Annotated in this window: 18 protein-coding genes; 13 read left to right on the top strand and 5 right to left on the bottom strand. The window is 60.0% G+C overall.

The genetic code is table 11. The features are described 5' to 3' along the window. Positions 1-24: 24 nt before the first annotated feature. From rbfA to rpsO, 6 genes are all read left to right on the top strand, one after another. A complete protein-coding gene (rbfA, locus tag VWY34_RS20520; RefSeq protein ID WP_340546895.1) occupies positions 25-420 on the top strand; it encodes a 30S ribosome-binding factor RbfA in 396 nt (131 codons plus the stop codon). Positions 421-431: 11 nt separating this feature from the next. After that, positions 432-1,175, top strand: coding sequence for a phosphodiester glycosidase family protein (locus VWY34_RS20515; protein WP_416534507.1), 744 nt, complete (start codon positions 432-434; stop codon positions 1,173-1,175). 129 nt (positions 1,176-1,304) lie between these two features. After that, positions 1,305-2,210 carry a tRNA pseudouridine(55) synthase TruB gene (gene truB, locus VWY34_RS20510; RefSeq protein WP_416546615.1) on the top strand — a complete coding sequence of 302 codons (906 nt, stop codon included), beginning with the start codon at positions 1,305-1,307 and terminating at the stop codon, positions 2,208-2,210. A 43-nt stretch (positions 2,211-2,253) separates the two neighbouring features. Continuing rightward, entirely contained in the window at positions 2,254-2,772 is a 519-nt protein-coding gene (locus tag VWY34_RS20505; protein WP_416537646.1) for a DUF1643 domain-containing protein, read from the top strand. Positions 2,773-2,881: 109 nt separating this feature from the next. Beyond that, positions 2,882-3,922, top strand: coding sequence for a calcium-binding protein (locus tag VWY34_RS20500; RefSeq protein WP_416534489.1), 1,041 nt, complete (start codon positions 2,882-2,884; stop codon positions 3,920-3,922). 213 nt (positions 3,923-4,135) lie between these two features. Continuing rightward, entirely contained in the window at positions 4,136-4,405 is a 270-nt protein-coding gene (rpsO, locus tag VWY34_RS20495; RefSeq protein WP_340546899.1) for a 30S ribosomal protein S15, read from the top strand. 98 nt (positions 4,406-4,503) lie between these two features. Here the strand turns inward: rpsO and VWY34_RS20490 are convergent, their stop codons facing one another. Then, a complete protein-coding gene (locus tag VWY34_RS20490; RefSeq protein ID WP_416546613.1) occupies positions 4,504-6,120 on the bottom strand; it encodes a class I SAM-dependent methyltransferase in 1,617 nt (538 codons plus the stop codon). Positions 6,121-6,473: 353 nt separating this feature from the next. Between VWY34_RS20490 and pnp the strand changes: the two genes are divergently transcribed. After that, entirely contained in the window at positions 6,474-8,612 is a 2,139-nt protein-coding gene (pnp, locus tag VWY34_RS20485) for a polyribonucleotide nucleotidyltransferase (protein WP_340546901.1), read from the top strand. A 122-nt stretch (positions 8,613-8,734) separates the two neighbouring features. Beyond that, positions 8,735-9,451: a glycosyltransferase family 25 protein gene (locus tag VWY34_RS20480; protein WP_340546902.1), complete on the top strand. Its 717-nt coding sequence runs from the start codon at positions 8,735-8,737 to the stop codon at positions 9,449-9,451. 89 nt (positions 9,452-9,540) lie between these two features. On the opposite strand, the gene VWY34_RS20475 is transcribed toward VWY34_RS20480, so the two are convergent. Further along, positions 9,541-10,191, bottom strand: coding sequence for a peroxiredoxin (locus tag VWY34_RS20475; RefSeq protein WP_340546903.1), 651 nt, complete (start codon positions 10,189-10,191; stop codon positions 9,541-9,543). A gap of 320 nt (positions 10,192-10,511) precedes the next feature. Here VWY34_RS20475 and VWY34_RS20470 point away from each other — a divergent pair, with 320 nt between their 5' ends. Further along, the gene (locus tag VWY34_RS20470; RefSeq protein ID WP_416534486.1) at positions 10,512-11,951 is read left to right on the top strand and encodes an aldehyde dehydrogenase family protein; all 1,440 of its coding nucleotides are present in this window, start codon (positions 10,512-10,514) and stop codon (positions 11,949-11,951) included. Between the two features lie 123 nt (positions 11,952-12,074). Here VWY34_RS20470 and VWY34_RS20465 read toward each other — a convergent pair whose 3' ends face one another. Next, complete coding sequence (locus tag VWY34_RS20465) at positions 12,075-12,533, bottom strand: glyoxalase superfamily protein (protein ID WP_416534485.1); 459 nt, start codon at positions 12,531-12,533, stop codon at positions 12,075-12,077. A gap of 359 nt (positions 12,534-12,892) precedes the next feature. Between VWY34_RS20465 and VWY34_RS20460 the strand changes: the two genes are divergently transcribed. Together VWY34_RS20460 and VWY34_RS20455 are read left to right on the top strand one after the other, a co-directional pair. Continuing rightward, a complete protein-coding gene (locus VWY34_RS20460; protein ID WP_416542602.1) occupies positions 12,893-13,396 on the top strand; it encodes a VOC family protein in 504 nt (167 codons plus the stop codon). A 71-nt stretch (positions 13,397-13,467) separates the two neighbouring features. Then, positions 13,468-14,325, top strand: coding sequence for an alpha-1,2-fucosyltransferase (locus tag VWY34_RS20455; RefSeq protein WP_416546611.1), 858 nt, complete (start codon positions 13,468-13,470; stop codon positions 14,323-14,325). 12 nt (positions 14,326-14,337) lie between these two features. Here VWY34_RS20455 and VWY34_RS20450 read toward each other — a convergent pair whose 3' ends face one another. Further along, complete coding sequence (locus VWY34_RS20450; protein ID WP_416546609.1) at positions 14,338-14,991, bottom strand: RluA family pseudouridine synthase; 654 nt, start codon at positions 14,989-14,991, stop codon at positions 14,338-14,340. A 132-nt stretch (positions 14,992-15,123) separates the two neighbouring features. Here VWY34_RS20450 and VWY34_RS20445 point away from each other — a divergent pair, with 132 nt between their 5' ends. Both VWY34_RS20445 and VWY34_RS20440 read left to right on the top strand, forming a co-directional pair. Further along, positions 15,124-15,537 (top strand): nuclear transport factor 2 family protein, encoded by a 414-nt coding sequence (locus VWY34_RS20445; protein ID WP_416546607.1) that lies wholly within the window; start codon positions 15,124-15,126, stop codon positions 15,535-15,537. A gap of 44 nt (positions 15,538-15,581) precedes the next feature. Further along, positions 15,582-16,301 carry an SGNH/GDSL hydrolase family protein gene (locus VWY34_RS20440; protein ID WP_416534480.1) on the top strand — a complete coding sequence of 240 codons (720 nt, stop codon included), beginning with the start codon at positions 15,582-15,584 and terminating at the stop codon, positions 16,299-16,301. Here the strand turns inward: VWY34_RS20440 and rarD are convergent. Next, a complete protein-coding gene (gene rarD / locus VWY34_RS20435; RefSeq protein WP_340546911.1) occupies positions 16,262-17,155 on the bottom strand; it encodes an EamA family transporter RarD in 894 nt (297 codons plus the stop codon). The two genes, VWY34_RS20440 and rarD, sit on opposite strands and share 40 nt — an antisense overlap. Positions 17,156-17,167 lie beyond the last annotated feature (12 nt).

The following is a 17,167-nucleotide window of genomic DNA, read 5'->3' as shown; positions in this document are numbered from 1 at the left end:
CTGCTTTCGGCATAAATCGGATATATGGCTAAGAACAAACTCCACGAGGGCACCGGGCCCTCACAACGTCAGCTCCGCGTCGGCGAATTGATTCGCCGCGCCCTGTCCGAGATTTTTGCGCGCGGCGACCTGCATGATCCCGAACTGAACCGGCTGTCGATCACCGTCGGCGAGGTCCGCACCTCACCCGATCTTCGTATTGCGACCGCCTATGTGCTGCCACTGGGCGGCAAGGGGCAGGAGGAAACGCTCAAGCTGATGGCCCGCAACAAGGGTGAACTGCGCCGGATCATCGGCAAGAAGCTGGCGCTGAAGTTCACGCCGGAACTGCGGTTTCAGCTGGACGACACCTTTGACCGGATGGATGACACCCGCAGGATGCTGTCGCAGGACGCGGTGCGCCGCGACACGGGCGAGTGATTCGCTGGGCGATGGGTGTGGCGCTGGCCTTTTTGGCAGCGCCTGCTGCGGCAGTGGACTGCCGCGACATCGCCTATGAGGGCAACCGCTACACGATCTGCGACGTCGATGTGACGAAAGACGAACTACGCCTGTTTCTGAAGAATGATGCAGGCGAGATCTACGGGCATTTCTCAACAATCGAAAGCGAGCTGGAGGCCAAGGGGCAGACGCTGCCCTTTGCAACCAATGCAGGCATGTACCACCGCGATCGCTCGCCGGTTGGATTGTATCAGGACGGCGATGCCGAAGAGATGCGGCTGGTCACCACGCCCGGCCCCGGAAATTTTGGCCTGCTGCCAAATGGCGTGCTGTGCATCGGCGAAACCCGCACGGATGTGATCGAAACGCTGACCTTTGCCAAAACCGGCCCGCAATGCCGCTATGCCACGCAGTCGGGCCCGATGCTGGTGATTGAAGGTGCGCTGCATCCGCGGTTTCTACCGGACTCGACCTCATATTTCATTCGCAATGGGGTCGGGACCAGTGCCGACGGGCAGCGGGTGGTTTTTGCGATTTCGCGTAACGCTGTCACCTTTCACCAGTTCGGCAGCCTGTTCCGAGACCACCTGGGCCTGCCGAGCGCGCTGTATTTCGACGGCAATATTTCACGGCTGCACGCGCCCCAGATCAACCGGAGTGATGCCGGCTTCATGATGGGGCCGGTGGTTGGCGTCGTGGCCGACAGGACGCAGCCGGACGCGACCACGAACTGAGACCGTACAGGGCGCCGACGCAAACCGGGCCCCACGCGGGTGGATTTCGGAGCTGCGCGCGATTGACAGGCCCTGACAGCTGGGCTACCCCGCGCGCCTCTCTCACCGACGATGACATTGGGGTATGACATGGGACGCAAACGCAAAGGGCGCGATATTTCCGGCTGGCTGGTGGTCGACAAGCCTGCGGGGCTGACGTCCACTGCGGTTGTGAACAAGGTCCGCTGGGCCTTTGACGCCAAGAAGGCGGGCCATGCCGGCACGCTCGATCCCGAGGCGACCGGCGTCCTGGCGGTGGCCCTAGGTGAAGCGACCAAGACCGTGCCCTATATCACCGACGCACTGAAGGCATATACCTTTACCGTGCGGCTTGGTCAGGCGACCAATACCGATGATGCCGAAGGCGAGGTAATCGCCAGCAGCGACACCCGCCCGAGCGACGAAGATATCAATGCGGCCCTGCCGCAGTTCCTAGGTGATATCATGCAGGTGCCGCCGAAGTTCTCAGCCGTGAAGGTGGACGGCCAGCGCGCCTACAAACTCGCCCGCGACGGCGAGGATATCGAGCTCGCAGCTCGCCCGCTCTGGGTGGAGGAGCTGATCCTGGTGGACCGGCCGGATGCGGACCATGTCGTGCTTGAGATGACCTGTGGCAAGGGCGGCTATGTCCGGTCGATCGCGCGGGATCTGGGCGCGGCACTTGGATGTCATGGCCATGTGAAATGTCTGCGCCGTATCTGGTCCGGGCCGTTTGATGCCGAGGATGGCATCAGCCTGGAAACTCTGGATGAAATGGCCAAATCCCCGGATCTGGATGGGTTTCTGCGCCCGCTGGAGGAAGGTCTCGCGGATCTGCCGCAGCTGACCTGTACTCCCGAAGGCGCGGCGAAACTGCGCAATGGCAATCCCGGAATGGTGCTTGCCTCTGACGTGGAATACGGGGAAGAGGCTTGGGCCTCGCTGGATGGGCTTGCGGTCGCAGTTGGTCATTACAAATCCGGCGAGCTGCACCCCAGCCGTGTGTTCGTACGCTGAACCACGGTTGACACAGGCCCGGACGCTCGCCACCACAAGCCGCATGATCCACCGTAGCCACACCAAGGGCGATGCCCCCTCCAGCGCGGTCTATTCCGACTGTGAGCAATACCGCTATAGTCTCAGCCGTGTCTGGGACCCGGCTGGACCGCGTGTGATGTTTGTCATGCTCAACCCGTCAACCGCGACCGAAGTGCAGAATGACCCCACTATCGAACGCTGCGAGCGGCGCGCGCGAGCCCTTGGGTTTGGCGGGTTCCGCGCAACCAATATCTTTGCCATTCGGGCCACCGATCCGCGTGACATGAAACGGGCGGCGGACCCGGTCGGTCCTGACAATCTGGCGATGATCCTGGACGGCGCAGGCTGGGCGGATCAGGTTATCTGCGCCTGGGGCACCCATGGCGCGTTTCGCCAGCAAGGGGTCAGGGTTGCTGGTGCTCTCGCCGAAACCGGTAAACCGCTGTTTCACCTGGGATTGAGCAAGGCCGGCCACCCAAAGCACCCGCTTTACATCCGCTATACCCAGCAGCCGGAACGCTGGCTGCCCTTGACCGGGTAAGGCCTCGCTAACCATCGCTTCTGAATTGCTTTGATGTTCAACCAATACGTGTGCGACTTTGATAATGCGGGTGTTCCGCGTGTTGTCATGAGGGGTCGCCGGAATGTTGATGCTGGCTGCAATTTTGGGAGTCGCCGCCGTCGGTGGTATCTTGTTGATTGACGAGGGCGGCGATGATCCAGACGCCTCTGAGACAGGGTCTGCAGACAATGACGGGGTGACCGATGACACAGCAACCGATATGGTTTCACTTGATGATTTCGTGAAGGCCGGCACAGAGGACAGCGACCAGCTCGGCGGCAGCGATCAGGATGACGACCTGCAGGGGCTGGGCGGCAACGATCAGCTGAACGGCCGCGATGGAGATGACACCGTCCAGGGCGGTGAGGGCGACGACAGCCTTTACGGTGGTGAGGGTGACGACACGCTTGAGGCGCATCACGGTGACGATCTGTTGCACGGAGAGGGCGGGGACGACAGTCTGAGCGGAGACAGCGGCAACGACACGCTGTTTGGCCATTTCGGTCATGACCAGCTCGATGGTGGTGATGGCGATGACGTGGCCCATGGCGGCCAGGGCAATGACACGCTGACCGGGGCGGACGGGCGAGACGCGCTACATGGCAACGATGGCGACGATCACCTGACTGGTGGCCTGGGCAAGGATACGCTGTTTGGTGGCACCGGCAATGATCGCCTGATCGGCAGCGACGATGGCATGACCACGGATTATCTCAACGGTGGCGACGGGGATGACACGATTTTGGCGGGCGCCGGTGATATCGTTTCGACGGGGGATGGGGCCGACCACCTCATTTTTGCAGCAGGTGAGTTCCACGCGAGCGCAGTCGGCGACGGTAACGAGGCTGATCCCACTGCCGCCATCGACATGTCGGATTTCAACGTCGATGAGGATCAACTGGTTGTGATCTGGGATCAATTCGGCCCGGAGGCGCCCACCGTGGAAGTCACCAGCAACCCGGATGCACCGGGTGAGCATATCGTGACCATTGACGGGATCGAGGCGCTGCGCGTCACCGGGCCAGAACAATTGTCGGCATCGGACATTCTGGTCGTCGATCAGGATGCCGCGCTCCGGTTTGGCGTATTGGCCACCAACAGCGCCAGCAGCGGGCTGACACTCGGCTGATCAGGTGCCATTCATTTAGCCCCGACGCCCATCCCCGGCCCACACCCGACCGAAACCTTTTGCTATTTCCCGAGAATCTGCGTATAGGCGCGACCTGTTCAATGGTTATGCCGCTTTCTGCGGAAGGCGGCCGAGCCTGAGACGCCTCCATGGGCCTGTGCTGGACGACATCCCGGCCTGCGCCATTCACACAAACCTTCAAAGGAGACCCCGATGTCGATCACTGCTGAAGAAAAAGCCCGCCTGATGAAAGAATTCGCAACCAAAGAAGGCGACACCGGTTCCCCGGAAGTCCAGGTTGCAATCCTGACCTCGCGCATCAACACCCTGACCGAGCACTTCAAAACCCACAAGAAGGACAACCACGGTCGTCGTGGCCTTCTGAAGATGGTTGCTCAGCGCCGTAAGCTGCTGGACTACACCAAAGGCAAAGACGTGGCCCGCTATCAGGACCTCATCAAACGCCTGGGCATCCGTCGCTAATAGCGACGACCAGACGGTTGAAATTCAACGCCCGCTCCTATCGGAAGCGGGCGTTTTTCGTGTTTGAGACACAGGCCGATTATGCAATTGCCCGGTCACTAGGCCGCCGTGCTGCGTCCTGATAGCGCAGCCTTTGGCGCAACGGCGTCAGACAGTAACGGATCGGCGGCAATCAAGCTCACGCCAAGCCCGGTAAGAATGCCCAGTCGGCGCGCGGCAAAGGCATGAGCCCGGGCGCGCAAGACCGCCAGGTTTTCCTCAGGCTGGGTCAGAACGCGCCCGTCCTGCTCCAACCGCTGCCCCTGCGGACCAAGGATCTGCCACGCAAATTCGGCCCAGTCGTTGGGCGCCGTTTGCCCTTCGCTTTGGGCCAGGAGGAACAGCTGTTCCATGCGATCCACCGCGACACCCCCGCCGGTGACAGGAGAGGCCAGGAAGCCCAGTCTTTCGCTGTCTTCAGCATTTTTGCACACTGCAAGGTTAAATGCTTGGCACTGCGCCGCGCGATCCGCATAGCCTTCTGAAGGCAGACAGGGAACGATATGACCCGCCCCCGTCAGGATCGTCAGCAGCCGCGTGATCTCGCCCCAGGTCATATCGGCAAACACGCCCTGCTCCAGCAGGACCCGAACTGTTCTATGCCCCTCGGCCAAAGCTCTCAGGACCGGTTCATACTGACCGGCCTCAAGCGCAACATCCCCATTGCGCCAGCTGATCTTCAACGGGCCGGATCCATAGTGACGTGCAAGGGCAAAGCCAGTCTGAAACCATGCGCCAACGCTGCCGCGTTCCGTATGCGGCACATGCCCCCGCGAAAAGATATCGGCCCGGAACTGTTCATTCAGCAGAACATCACGCAGCCCCTCGCGCCTGTTTGCATTGCTTTCCTCCGCCAGCAGTGCAAGTTGCGGACTGCTCAAGCAGATGTCATCGACATGATCCAGCGGGTTCGCAGCACCGAGAAACTCAAGTTTGGCCTGCGCCAGATCCTCCGCCACATCGGCAAAGTGGAATGGCGTCCAGTCCTTGTTGAAAAACTCATGCGCCAGATAGTTTCGCGACATGGTTTTCATTTCACTCAGCCGTCTCAACTGGCCGGGGTTTGAGACAAAAAATTCGGCTCCGACCTGTTTCAACCGCTCGGCAAAATTCAATGCGTCTTCTATACGTTGCTCCAGCGGACCGCTGCCCTGCGCGGCGCGATCGGTCAGAATCCTGCGCAGCGGCATAGATGGCGCCCAGCCCGGCTGCGTGTTGTAACTGATATAGACCAACCCACCGGGTTTCAGACGACGGGAGATGAATCCGGTGATCCGTTGTTGGTTCTCTCGCGAAATCCAGCTGTAGACACCGTGAAGCGCAATGACGTCAAAGGTATTTGGCAGCTCCGACTCTTCTTCAAAATCCTCAAAGGATCTTTCGTAGAAGTGGACGTTTGCCAGTCCTGCTTCCGCGGCCAGGCGATTGGCACCGGCGATATGGGCCGGATTGAAGTCCATCGCGTGGACATCGACATGCGGATTGGCTGCGGCCAGAAGATTGGCTGTGAAGCCCTGACCACAGCCCAGCTCACAATAGGTCAGTTCATCGCTGTCCAGCCCATGCCGATGTCCCCGAGACACGGCGCTGAAGGCAAGGCGGGAGGGCGTCATCTCGTGAAAAAAGTCGTGCGTATAGTCGAGTTCGGCGACATAGCCGGAAGTCCAATCGTTCATTCAGCACCTGTTCTAAGTGTTGGGGTCGACGTCGTCTTACCCTTCTGGATTGCGCAAATTTTCCATAAAAACGCTGAGGATCCGGTTAACGCAGGCCGCAATTCACCAATCACGCCCAGATAGCGGAGGATCGACACCAACGATGCCGACAAACGGGGCACAGGCTGCGACGGCTCCTGGCGCTTGCTCTTTCAATCTGTGGAAAAATCCTGTAAGGGCGGCCTATCTGAGACGTGCTGCCAAGACCCCGGCAGTCGAAAGAAAGATAGAGAGGGGTCGGCGGCAATGGGGCCGCCACATCAAACGGGAGACCCGGGATACGCCCGGGAGTGCTCCCAGCTAGGATAAGCTGAATGTTTAACGTTACAAAGAAATCAATGCAGTGGGGCGAAGAGACGCTCACACTGGAGACCGGCAAGGTTGCCCGTCAGGCCGATGGCACAGTGATTGCCACCCTGGGCGAAACCTCGGTCATGGCAAACGTCACTTTTGCCCGCCAGCAGAAGCCGGGTCAGGACTTCTTCCCCCTGACGGTTCACTATCAGGAAAAATACTACGCTGCGGGCAAGGTCCCCGGCGGGTTTTTCAAGCGTGAAGCACGCCCGACCGAAAAAGAAACCCTGACCGCGCGTCTGATCGACCGTCCGATCCGCCCGTTGTTCGTCCCCGGCTTCAAAAATGAAGTCCTGGTGATGTGCACCGTGCTGAGCCACGATCTGGTCAACGATCCCGACATGGTTGCGATGATCGCGGCCTCCGCAGCGCTGACCCTGTCCGGCGCACCCTTCATGGGTCCGATTGCGGCTGCGCGCGTTGGCTTTGAGGGCGGCGAGTACGTCCTGAACCCGACCGTTGACGACATGCAGGATCTGCGCCTGAACCCTGATCAGCGTCTGGATCTGGTTGTCGCCGGCACCAAAGACGCCGTGATGATGGTTGAATCCGAAGCCTACGAACTGACCGAAGCAGAGATGCTGGGTGCGGTGAAATTCGCTCACGAGCAGATCCAGCCGGTGATCGACCTGATCATCTCCTTGGCGGAAGACGCGGCCAAAGAGCCGTTCGATTTCCAGCCTGCTGACTATTCGGAGCTGTTCGCCGCAGTGAAAGCTGCAGGCGAAGAGCAGATGCGCGCTGCATTTGCAATCACCGACAAGCAGGAGCGCACCGCCGCTGTTGCCGCCGCGCGTGAGGCGATCAAGGCATCGCTGACCGAAGAACAGCTGGAAGACGCCAACCTCGGCTCCGCCATGAAGAAGCTGGAAGCAGCCATTCTGCGCGGCGACGTCGTAAAAACCGGCAAGCGGATCGACGGTCGCTCGACCACCGATGTGCGCGCGATCGAATCGGAAACCGGCCTGCTGCCGCGGACCCATGGTTCGGCCCTGTTCACCCGTGGTGAAACCCAGGCCCTGGCCGTGACCACCCTCGGCACCGGCGACGATGAGCAGTTCATCGACGCGCTGCACGGCAACTTCAAATCCAACTTCCTGCTGCACTATAACTTCCCTCCCTATTCGGTGGGTGAAGTTGGTCGTGTCGGCTCGCCCGGTCGCCGCGAAATCGGCCACGGCAAACTGGCATGGCGCGCGCTGCAGGCTGTTCTGCCTGCTCCGACCGATTTCCCCTACACCATCCGCGTGGTGTCCGAGATCACCGAATCGAACGGCTCCTCCTCGATGGCGTCGGTCTGTGGTGGTTCGCTGTCCATGATGGACGCCGGCGTGCCGCTGAAGGCACCGGTTGCCGGTGTCGCGATGGGTCTGATCCTGGAAGACGACGGCTCCTACGCGATCCTGTCGGACATTCTGGGCGACGAAGACCACCTGGGCGACATGGATTTCAAGGTGGCCGGTACTGCGAACGGTATCACCTCGCTGCAGATGGACATCAAGGTTGCAGGCATCACGCCTGAGATCATGGAAAAAGCACTGGATCAGGCCAAAGACGGCCGTCTGCACATCCTCGGCGAAATGGCCAAGGCACTGTCGGAAACCAACGCGTTCTCCGTCCATGCGCCCCGCATTGAGACCATGCAGATCCCGACCGACAAGATCCGTGAAGTGATCGGCTCCGGCGGTAAGGTCATCCGCGAAATCGTGGAAACCTCCGGCGCGAAAGTCGACATCAACGACGACGGCGTGATCAAGATCGCATCGGCCGACGGCACCGCGATCCAGAAGGCCTACGACATGATCCACTCGATCGTGGCAGAGCCGGAAGAAGGCGCCATCTACACCGGTAAGGTTGTGAAGATCGTCGACTTCGGCGCCTTCGTGAACTTCTTCGGCAAGCGTGACGGCCTGGTGCATGTGTCCCAGATCGAAAACCGCCGCCTGAACCACCCTTCGGACGTTCTGAAGGAAGGCCAGGAAGTGAAAGTAAAGCTGCTGGGCTTTGATGATCGCGGCAAGGTCCGCCTGTCCATGAAAATCGTGGATCAGGAAACCGGCGAAGAAATCAAAGCCGAGAAGAAAGAAGACGCAGAGTAATCTGCCTTCCCTTTCCAAGCACCCGGAACCCTGCCAGAGATGGCGGGGTTTCTTTGTTTCAGTGGCAGCTGGTTCCTGCTCGCCTCTTTTCACCACCGGTCAAGATCGCTACCTCTGGGACCATGAGATCCTACATCATTCATATGGCCGACGATCAGAAACGCGCGCCCAATGTGGCGCGTCTGATGGCGCAGCTGCCGCAGCCGGAAGTGGTCGAGGCGGTCAACGGCCGGGCGGCGCTTCAGGCGGGGCTTGTGCCTCTCTGCGATGGGGATCTGCACCGGCCACATTACCCCTTCGCGCTCCGGGCAGGCGAAGTCGGATGTTTTCTATCCCATCGCAAGTGCTGGCAGAAAATCGCGGAAGGCATGGATGATTTCGGACTGATCGTTGAGGACGATCTGGCGTTTGAGCCCAACCTCTGGCGCGACGCGATGGCGCTTGTCGGCAACCATGCCGACAAGGATCACTTCATCCGCCTGCCTGCCAAACAGCGCGAGTCAGCGCGGCAGGTCGTTGCGCAAACAGGCGCGGCGCGCATGTTTCTGCCAAGGCGCATCGGACTGCAAACCGTGGCACAGGTGGTGGGCAAGACCGCCGCCGCCCGATTGCTGGAAGCAAGCGAGACGCTGGACCGGCCGGTTGACACCTTCCTTCAGATGCACTGGGTTCACCGCCAGCCAGTACATACCATATGGCCAAACGGCGCATCTGAGCTGACCGAGGCCCTGGGCGGATCAACCATCCAATCCCGTCCAGCAGGTGGCAAGCTTGCGCGGGAGCTGAAACGCGCGCTCTACCGGACACAGGTCGCCTTGCGATCGCAAAAGCCCGGTTAGACCCGCAATAGAAAAGGGGCCAGACGGCCCCTGTTCATGACGACATGTCAGCAGGGCCGCTTACGTGGCCCGCTACACCTTCCTACAGATCACTCTGGCGCTTTGGTCTTGCGCAGATAGGGGAAGATCGTTTCGAACTCGCCAAATTTAGCCTTCGCATCCTCGTTCGAGACGCTGGGGGGGATGATGACATCTTCGCCCGGAACCCAGTTTGCCGGAGTTGCTACACCTTTGCCGGACATCTGAAGGCCATCCAGCGCGCGCAGAATCTCCGCAAAATTGCGCCCAACGGTCATCGGGTAGGTCATCGACAGCTTCAGCTGCTTGTCAGGTCCGATGATGAAGACCGACCGCACCGTGGCGCTATCTGCGGGTGTGCGGCCATCAGGCAGATAGGCCTCTGCCGGCAGCATGTCGAAGGCCTTGGAGACAGCCAGACCTTCATCCGCGATGATCGGAAAGCCTGCCGCAGCTTTGCCGTAGCTTTCGATGTCGCCTTTCCATTTCTTGTGGTCTTCAACACCATCTACGGACACACCGATCACCTTCGTGTTGCGTGCAGCCCATTCATCAGCCAGCTGCGCCACGGCAGAAAACTCTGTGGTGCAAACCGGTGTAAAATCCTTGGGGTGGGAAAACAGGATCGCCCAGCTGTCGCCGATCCAGTCATGAAACGAGACGGTGCCCTGATCGGTTTCTGCGGTGAAATCCGGAACCACATCATTGATACGCAAACCCATGGGTCTCTCCTGTGCTGTCAAATGAATGCTATCTGGTGAGTAACCTAACCACTCGGCGCGCAGGTTAAACCCTTGATGGGCGAAAGGCAGACGAAAAGATCGCCCCACGCGTCAATCTGCCCCTATCGGAACATCTGCACGGATTGGTGCCGGGCATCATACCGCCGTTCCATATAGGGTCAAAGTGGCGAAAATTATTCCGCTGCAAAATTTGATCAAATTATGAAATCCCCCCCTTGCTCATCCGAAACGCCAGTGACAGAGTGTCCGCCAATCGCGGGCACCGCCCCGTCACACCCTGACAATCGGGAGATCGACAGATGATCGAGAAACGTGATTTTTACATCAACGGCCAATGGGTCGCCCCGGCTGCCCCGAATGATTTCGAAGTGATCGACCCATCGACCGAAGCGCCTTGCGCGGTCATCTCGCTTGGCAGTGCGGCGGATACAGATGCTGCCGTCGCGGCTGCAAAGGCGGCACTGCCGGGCTGGATGGCCACTCCGGTAGAAGAGCGCATCGCGCTGGTCGAAAAGCTGATCGAGATCTATGAGAGCCGCACTGAAGATCTGGCGCAGGCAATGAGCATCGAAATGGGGGCGCCAATTGATATGGCCCGCACCCAGCAGGCAGGCGCTGGCAGCTGGCATCTGCGCAATTTCATCAAGGCGGCCAAGGCGTTCTCCTTCGAAGCGCCGTTGGGCGACCATGCCCCGAATGATCGTATCATCCACGAGGCGGTTGGTGTCGCTGCGCTGATCACGCCGTGGAACTGGCCGATGAATCAGGTCACGCTGAAAGTTGGCGCGGCGGCCATTGCCGGGTGCACCATGGTTCTGAAACCCTCCGAGCAGAGCCCGCTCAATGCAATGATCTTTGCCGAAATGATGGATGCGGCCGGTTTCCCTGCGGGCGTATTCAATCTGGTCAATGGCGACGGCGCCGGTGTCGGCACTCAGCTGTCCAGCCACCCGGACGTGGATATGGTGTCCTTTACCGGGTCGACCCGCGCAGGCACGGCGATTTCCAAGGCCGCAGCCGACACGCTGAAAAAAGTTCATCTGGAGCTGGGTGGCAAAGGCGCCAACGTCATCTTTGAAGATGCCGATGACAAGGCCGTCAAGCGCGGTGTCCTGCATATGATGAACAACACCGGCCAGAGCTGTAACGCCCCAAGCCGGATGCTGGTTCAGAAAAGCATCTATGACAAAGCTGTCGAAGAAGCTGCTGCTGTTGCCAGCAAGGTGGAGGTTGGCCCCGCCTCCAGCGAAGGCCGCCACATCGGGCCGGTTGTGAACGAACTGCAATGGACTAAGATCCAGGATCTGATCCAGAAAGGCATCGACGAAGGCGCCCGCCTTGTCGCAGGTGGAACCGGCCGTCCTGATGGGCTGAACCAGGGTTTTTATGTCAAGCCCACCGTCTTTGCCGATGTGAACAACCAGATGACCATCGCCCGCGAAGAGATCTTTGGCCCGGTGCTGTCGATTATCCCCTTCGAGACCGAAGAAGAAGCGATCGAAATCGCCAACGATACCCCCTACGGGCTGACCAACTATGTGCAGACACAGGATGCGGCCCGTGCCAATCGCATGGCTCGCAAACTGCGCGCCGGCATGATCGAGATGAACGGCAAATCCCGCTCCGCCGGATCTCCCTTTGGCGGGATGAAGCAATCTGGCAACGGCCGTGAAGGCGGCAGCTGGGGCATCGAGGACTTCCTGGAAGTCAAAGCCGTCGGCGGCTGGGCCGCAGAATAGGCCTATTTTTCAGGGTCCAGAACAACAGGAGCCGCCCCCAGAGGGCGGCTCCTTGCTTTCCTGCATCAGGGCTTTGCTGGGACCAGGGCTTTGCTGGCGCCTCATGCTGGTGCAAAACAGGCTCTAATTGGGCAGTTCAAGCACCAGTTGGGGCAGGCCGTCGGAGGTACACTCAGCTGAGCGGCCATCCCAGCCGATGGTTCCGGTGATCCGCTGGCGCAGCGCTGAGAAACTGTCGAATTTCACAACATCGACCGGTTGTTCCAGATGCAGGGTAACGCGTCGTCGGGCGCCGCCAGCAAACACCTGCAACCCTCGCAGCTCGGCTGTGAAGGCCTGGCCAAGGTAGCTGCCCCTCAGGATCTGCCCGATCTGCAACGCCTGCTGCGCAACATCCGGGCGTGGCCTGTCAGCCTTGGCGCTGATCGTGTTCCAATCCTTGTAGCCATATTGCCGGGCCACCATCTCAAGCGCGGCGCTATGCGAGAGTGTGTGGTTACGTGCCTGCAACTGAGCGCGCAGATTGCGGGCCTGCTGCTTGAGGCTCCCAATGGGCGGGAGATCTGTCTGGCTATTTGTCATTCTTGCCTCTTGTCCAATCAACAAGATGCGCCGGATAAATGGGGCCCGCATTGCCATTGGCGCATCACATGGATGGGCGAAAGACAGGAGTTTCAGCGCGGGGGTTCACCATGGTCTTCTCAACCGCGAGCGGCAGGGCCCCGACCCTTACGTCAGCCTTAGGCCGTTCAATCGGCCGAGGTCAAGACCCAAGCCAGCCTGCACAACAGGTGCTGACCTGATTGTCACGCCCCGGCCCCATCAGCAGATGACATCAGATATCCGTCTGGCGAAGCCACGCGGCTGTGATTTTTCGCTTGATCTAAACCTGACTTGAGATTGCAGGCTGTCGCTACCTGACCATTCAGCGGAGCCTTAAGATGATCCATGTACAGGATAACGCTACCGGCAAAACACATATCGAAACGGAACTGACCGGAATCTATGAGACGCATCTGACGGTTAAAGACCTAGACCGTGCGATGACATTCTACGGAGGGACCATGGGTTTGCAGCTGGCCCACCATCTGCCGGAACGACAGGTCGCATTCTACTGGGTGGGCGGTCAGTCTCAGGGAATGCTGGGACTCTGGGCCGGTGGATCCGCACCGATGGGACTGCGGCTGCACATGGCGTTTCGCAGTACCGTAGCGGCGATGGATGGCATCTGTGACCGGTTGACGGATGCGGGAATCATACCGCTCGATTTTCACGGCAGCCCAACCGATGAGCCGGTGGTGCTGGGCTGGATGCCGGCGCTCTCGATCTACTTCAAGGATCCTGACGGGCATTCAATCGAGATCCTCGCACCAATGCCGGATCAGCCGGATCCCGATTTCGGCATCGCAGCCCTTGGTGACTGGCAGGCGCGATACGGCGGATGAGCGAGGGCGGGACTGGTCACGACACTGCTTCACGCATATGAACGCCCCTGTAGCTCTTCGAGGGACCGACGATGATTATCACCCGACTGCACGGCCGACTGGGCAACCAGATGTTCCAATATGCCGCCGGGCGCGCGCTGGCGGATCGGCTTGGGGTCTCGCTGGCGCTGGACAGCCGTGGCGCGGAGCTGCGCGGCGAAGGTGTCCTGACACGTGTCTTCGACCTTGATTTGGCGGCGCCGGACAAATTGCCTCCGCTGCGCCAGACCGAACCACTGCGCTATGCGGTATGGCGCAGCCTCGGGCAGGGGTTGGGTGCAGGACCGAAACTCCGGCGAGAAGCTGGCCTTGGCTACAATGCAGATTTCGAACACTGGGGCGACGACAGCTATCTGCACGGCTATTGGCAGAGCGAGCACTATTTCAATGGGTGCGCCGAACGGATCAGGCGCGACTTCACCTTCCCTGACTTCTCAAATCAGCAGAACGCCGAGATGGCGGCCAGGATCAGTGAGAGCAACGCGATCTCGCTGCATGTTCGGCGGGGCGATTATCTGACGCTCGCGGCGCATGTGCTTTGCGATCAGTCTTATTACGAAGCCGCGCTGCAACAGGTGCTGGACGGGCTGGAGGGACAGCCAACGGTCTATGTATTTTCGGACGATCCGCAGTGGGCCAAGGACAACCTCCCCCTCCCCTGTGACAAGGTGGTGGTGGATTTCAATGGCGCGGAAACCGACTACGAGGACATGCGCCTGATGAGCCTGTGCAGGCATAACATCATCGGCAACAGCTCCTTCTCCTGGTGGGCCGCCTGGTTGAACCAGAACGCGAAGCGCCGGGTTGCGGGACCGGCAAAATGGTTCGGCGACCCCAAGCTGAACAACCCCGATATCCTGCCACCGGACTGGCTGCGGATCAGCGTCTAGCAACTGCTGCGATCAGAACGGTGCCTTGACGCGGAACTTCATCGATTCGCCGCTGTCGGGATGTTTGATACGCAGCTCTTCTGCGTGCAGCATCATGCGTGGATGATCCAGTGCAGCCCCCTGAGCGTAAAGCGGATCGCCCAGAATGGCGTGTCCGAGCGAGAGCATATGCACACGCAACTGATGCGAGCGACCTGTCTTTGGCGTCAGACGCACACGTGTCGCGGCCTCTTCATATTTTATCACCCGCCAATCGGTCACCGCCTCCTTGCCAGTGTCATGGCAGACCATCTGGCGCGGGCGGTTTGGCCAATCGACGATCAGCGGCAAATCGACGGTCCCGCTGCGCGGCTCTAGCCTGCCACCGATGCGCGCGATATAGGCTTTCTTTGCGGTACGTTTTTCAAACTGCATCGAGAGATGGCGTTGGGCGTACGGAGTGACCGCAAACACCATTACGCCGGAGGTATCGCGATCCAGTCGATGGACCAGCAACGCCTCGGGAATCACTGCCTGCAAGCGGGTGAGCAGACAGTCCGCAAGGTGTTCTCCGCGCCCCGGTACGCTCAGCAGACCATGGGGCTTGTTCACCACCAATAGCTGCGCGTCATGATGCAGGATATCCAATGGATCCGTCGGCGGGGTATAATCGCTAGAAACAGTCATGCCCGCGTCCCTAGCGATCCGGCGCCCGCAGGGCAAGGTATCGCTACGTCGTGCTTGCCCGGGATCTGGCGGAGCGTCAGGGTGGCGGTAACCCCTGCCTCACCGCGGGCTCCCTGTTCTGAGAGGTGCAGCATGACACATCCGACCATTAACAGGCTGCAAGAGGTTGTTGCCAAAGGCGACGACAGCCAGATTGCAGATCTCCTGGCGGAGGATGTGCAGTTCCTGCCCCCGACCTATTGGAAAACATGGACCGGTCGCGCACCAGTGGCGGCGATTCTGGGTCATGTCGGTCAGGTATTCAGTGACTTTCGCTATCGTCGGATCATGGGGAACGGAAACGACTGGGCATTGGAGTTCCAGTGCAAGATCGGCGAGTTCGATGCCGTTGGCGTTGACCTGATCACGTTGAAATCGGACGGCCTGATCAGCCATTTCGAGGTGGTCATGCGTCCCTATAAAAGCGTCGGCGTGCTGCGCGCCGCAATCATGGAACGGGTCACCACCGACCCACGATTTCTGCAATATCAAAAGGCGCTCAGCTGATCGGCATCGATCATATCGCCCGCATTGTCCTGCTGCCGCTTCTGGTGGTGCAGGCAGTTAACGTCCGGCGCAGGGCGCTGAACCTGCCGGAACCCTCGGGGCCTCGGTTCGGCCAACAGGGACAGGGCACGCCGCTACGGCTGTTGATTGTCGGCGACAGCTCAGCTGCTGGTGTCGGTGTCGGTCGCCAGAACGATGCGCTCTCCGGTCAACTGACATCGCGCCTGACGCAAGGTCGGCATCTAACCTGGCGGCTGGAGGCCACAACCGGGCATCGCAGCGCAGATGCTCTGGCGCGGGTGCGTGCGCTGCCGCCGCAGACCTTTGACGTTGCGGTTCTGGCATTGGGGGTCAATGATGTGACCCGGCTTGCGCGGCGGCGACGGTTTCACATGGAACAGTGCGCGCTGATCAAGCTCCTGCGGGACCGGTTTGGTGTCAGGCTCGTGGTCTTGTCAGGAGTGCCACCAATGGCAGATTTTCCAGCCCTTCCCCAACCGCTGGCTTGGGTCCTGGGTCGCCACGCGGCGCGGCTGGACCGGGTTCTATCCAACTTGGCCGCAGGAAATCACGATGTCATCCACCTGCCGTTCACGATGGCGCCCGACCCAGCGCTGGCAGCGCAGGACGGCTATCATCCGTCGGCAGCCGCCTATTCTCTTTGGGCTGAAACCTTGGCAGAGACCATCAACGCGGAACTGTCCTGCACATCCCGGCCCGCCCCTCAGGCCCGGCGCATCTGCCGCACCAATGAGACCGAGTAGATCACCAGCGCCAGCCAGATCATCGGAAAGGCGATCATGCGCGCGCGACCGAAGTCTTCGCCAAAAATGAACACCGCTGCCAGAAATATCATCGTCGGAGCAATATATTGCAGGATACCGATGGTGGAGAGCCGCAGCAGTTTGGCGCCATTGGCGTAGGTGATCAGCGGCACCGCTGTGACCAAACCACAGCCCAGCAGCAACGCGGTGTCACTGAACGCTCCCGCGAAATGCGCGTCACCGGAGGCCGTAAGATAGAGCAGATATCCCAGCGCCGGAGGGGTCAGGATCAGCACTTCCAGCATGAAACCCTGATTGGGGCCGACCGGCAGGGATTTCTTGAAGAACGCATAGAACCCCCAGCTGAGAGTAAGACCAATGGCAGCCCACGGCAGGCGCCCGGCGTCAACGGCAAGCACCAGCACCGCCAGTGCCGCCAGACCGATTGCGACCAGCTGTGCCGGCAACAATCTCTCTCCTAGCAAAAGTGCACCCAACATGACGCTGAACAGCGGGTTGATATAATATCCCAGCGCCGCATCAAGCGCATGCCCGGTTGCAATCGACCATACATAGATGCCCCAATTCACTGAGATCAGCGCCGCTGTCACCGCCCCCATCATCAAGACCTTGGGCGAGGTCAGCGCCGCGCGCAGATCACGGGTTCGACGCAGGATAATGAGTAGAACACCCGCCACGGGCACCGACCAGATTACCCGATGCGCGACAACTTCGGCGGCGGGCATATGTGCCAGCGCTTTCATATAGATCGGCAGAAATCCCCACATCAGATAGGCGGAAACTGCAAAGGCAAGGCCCTGCGGCGTGTCTTTGTTCTCAACTGATGAGGTCATCGTGGAATCTCC

It is taken from the genome of Phaeobacter sp. JH20_02, assembly GCF_048056915.1.
GTDB classification, from domain to species: domain Bacteria; phylum Pseudomonadota; class Alphaproteobacteria; order Rhodobacterales; family Rhodobacteraceae; genus Phaeobacter; species Phaeobacter bryozoorum.
The sequence above is the reverse complement of the archived record's forward strand: the minus strand, read 5'-3'. Positions and strand labels throughout refer to the sequence as shown.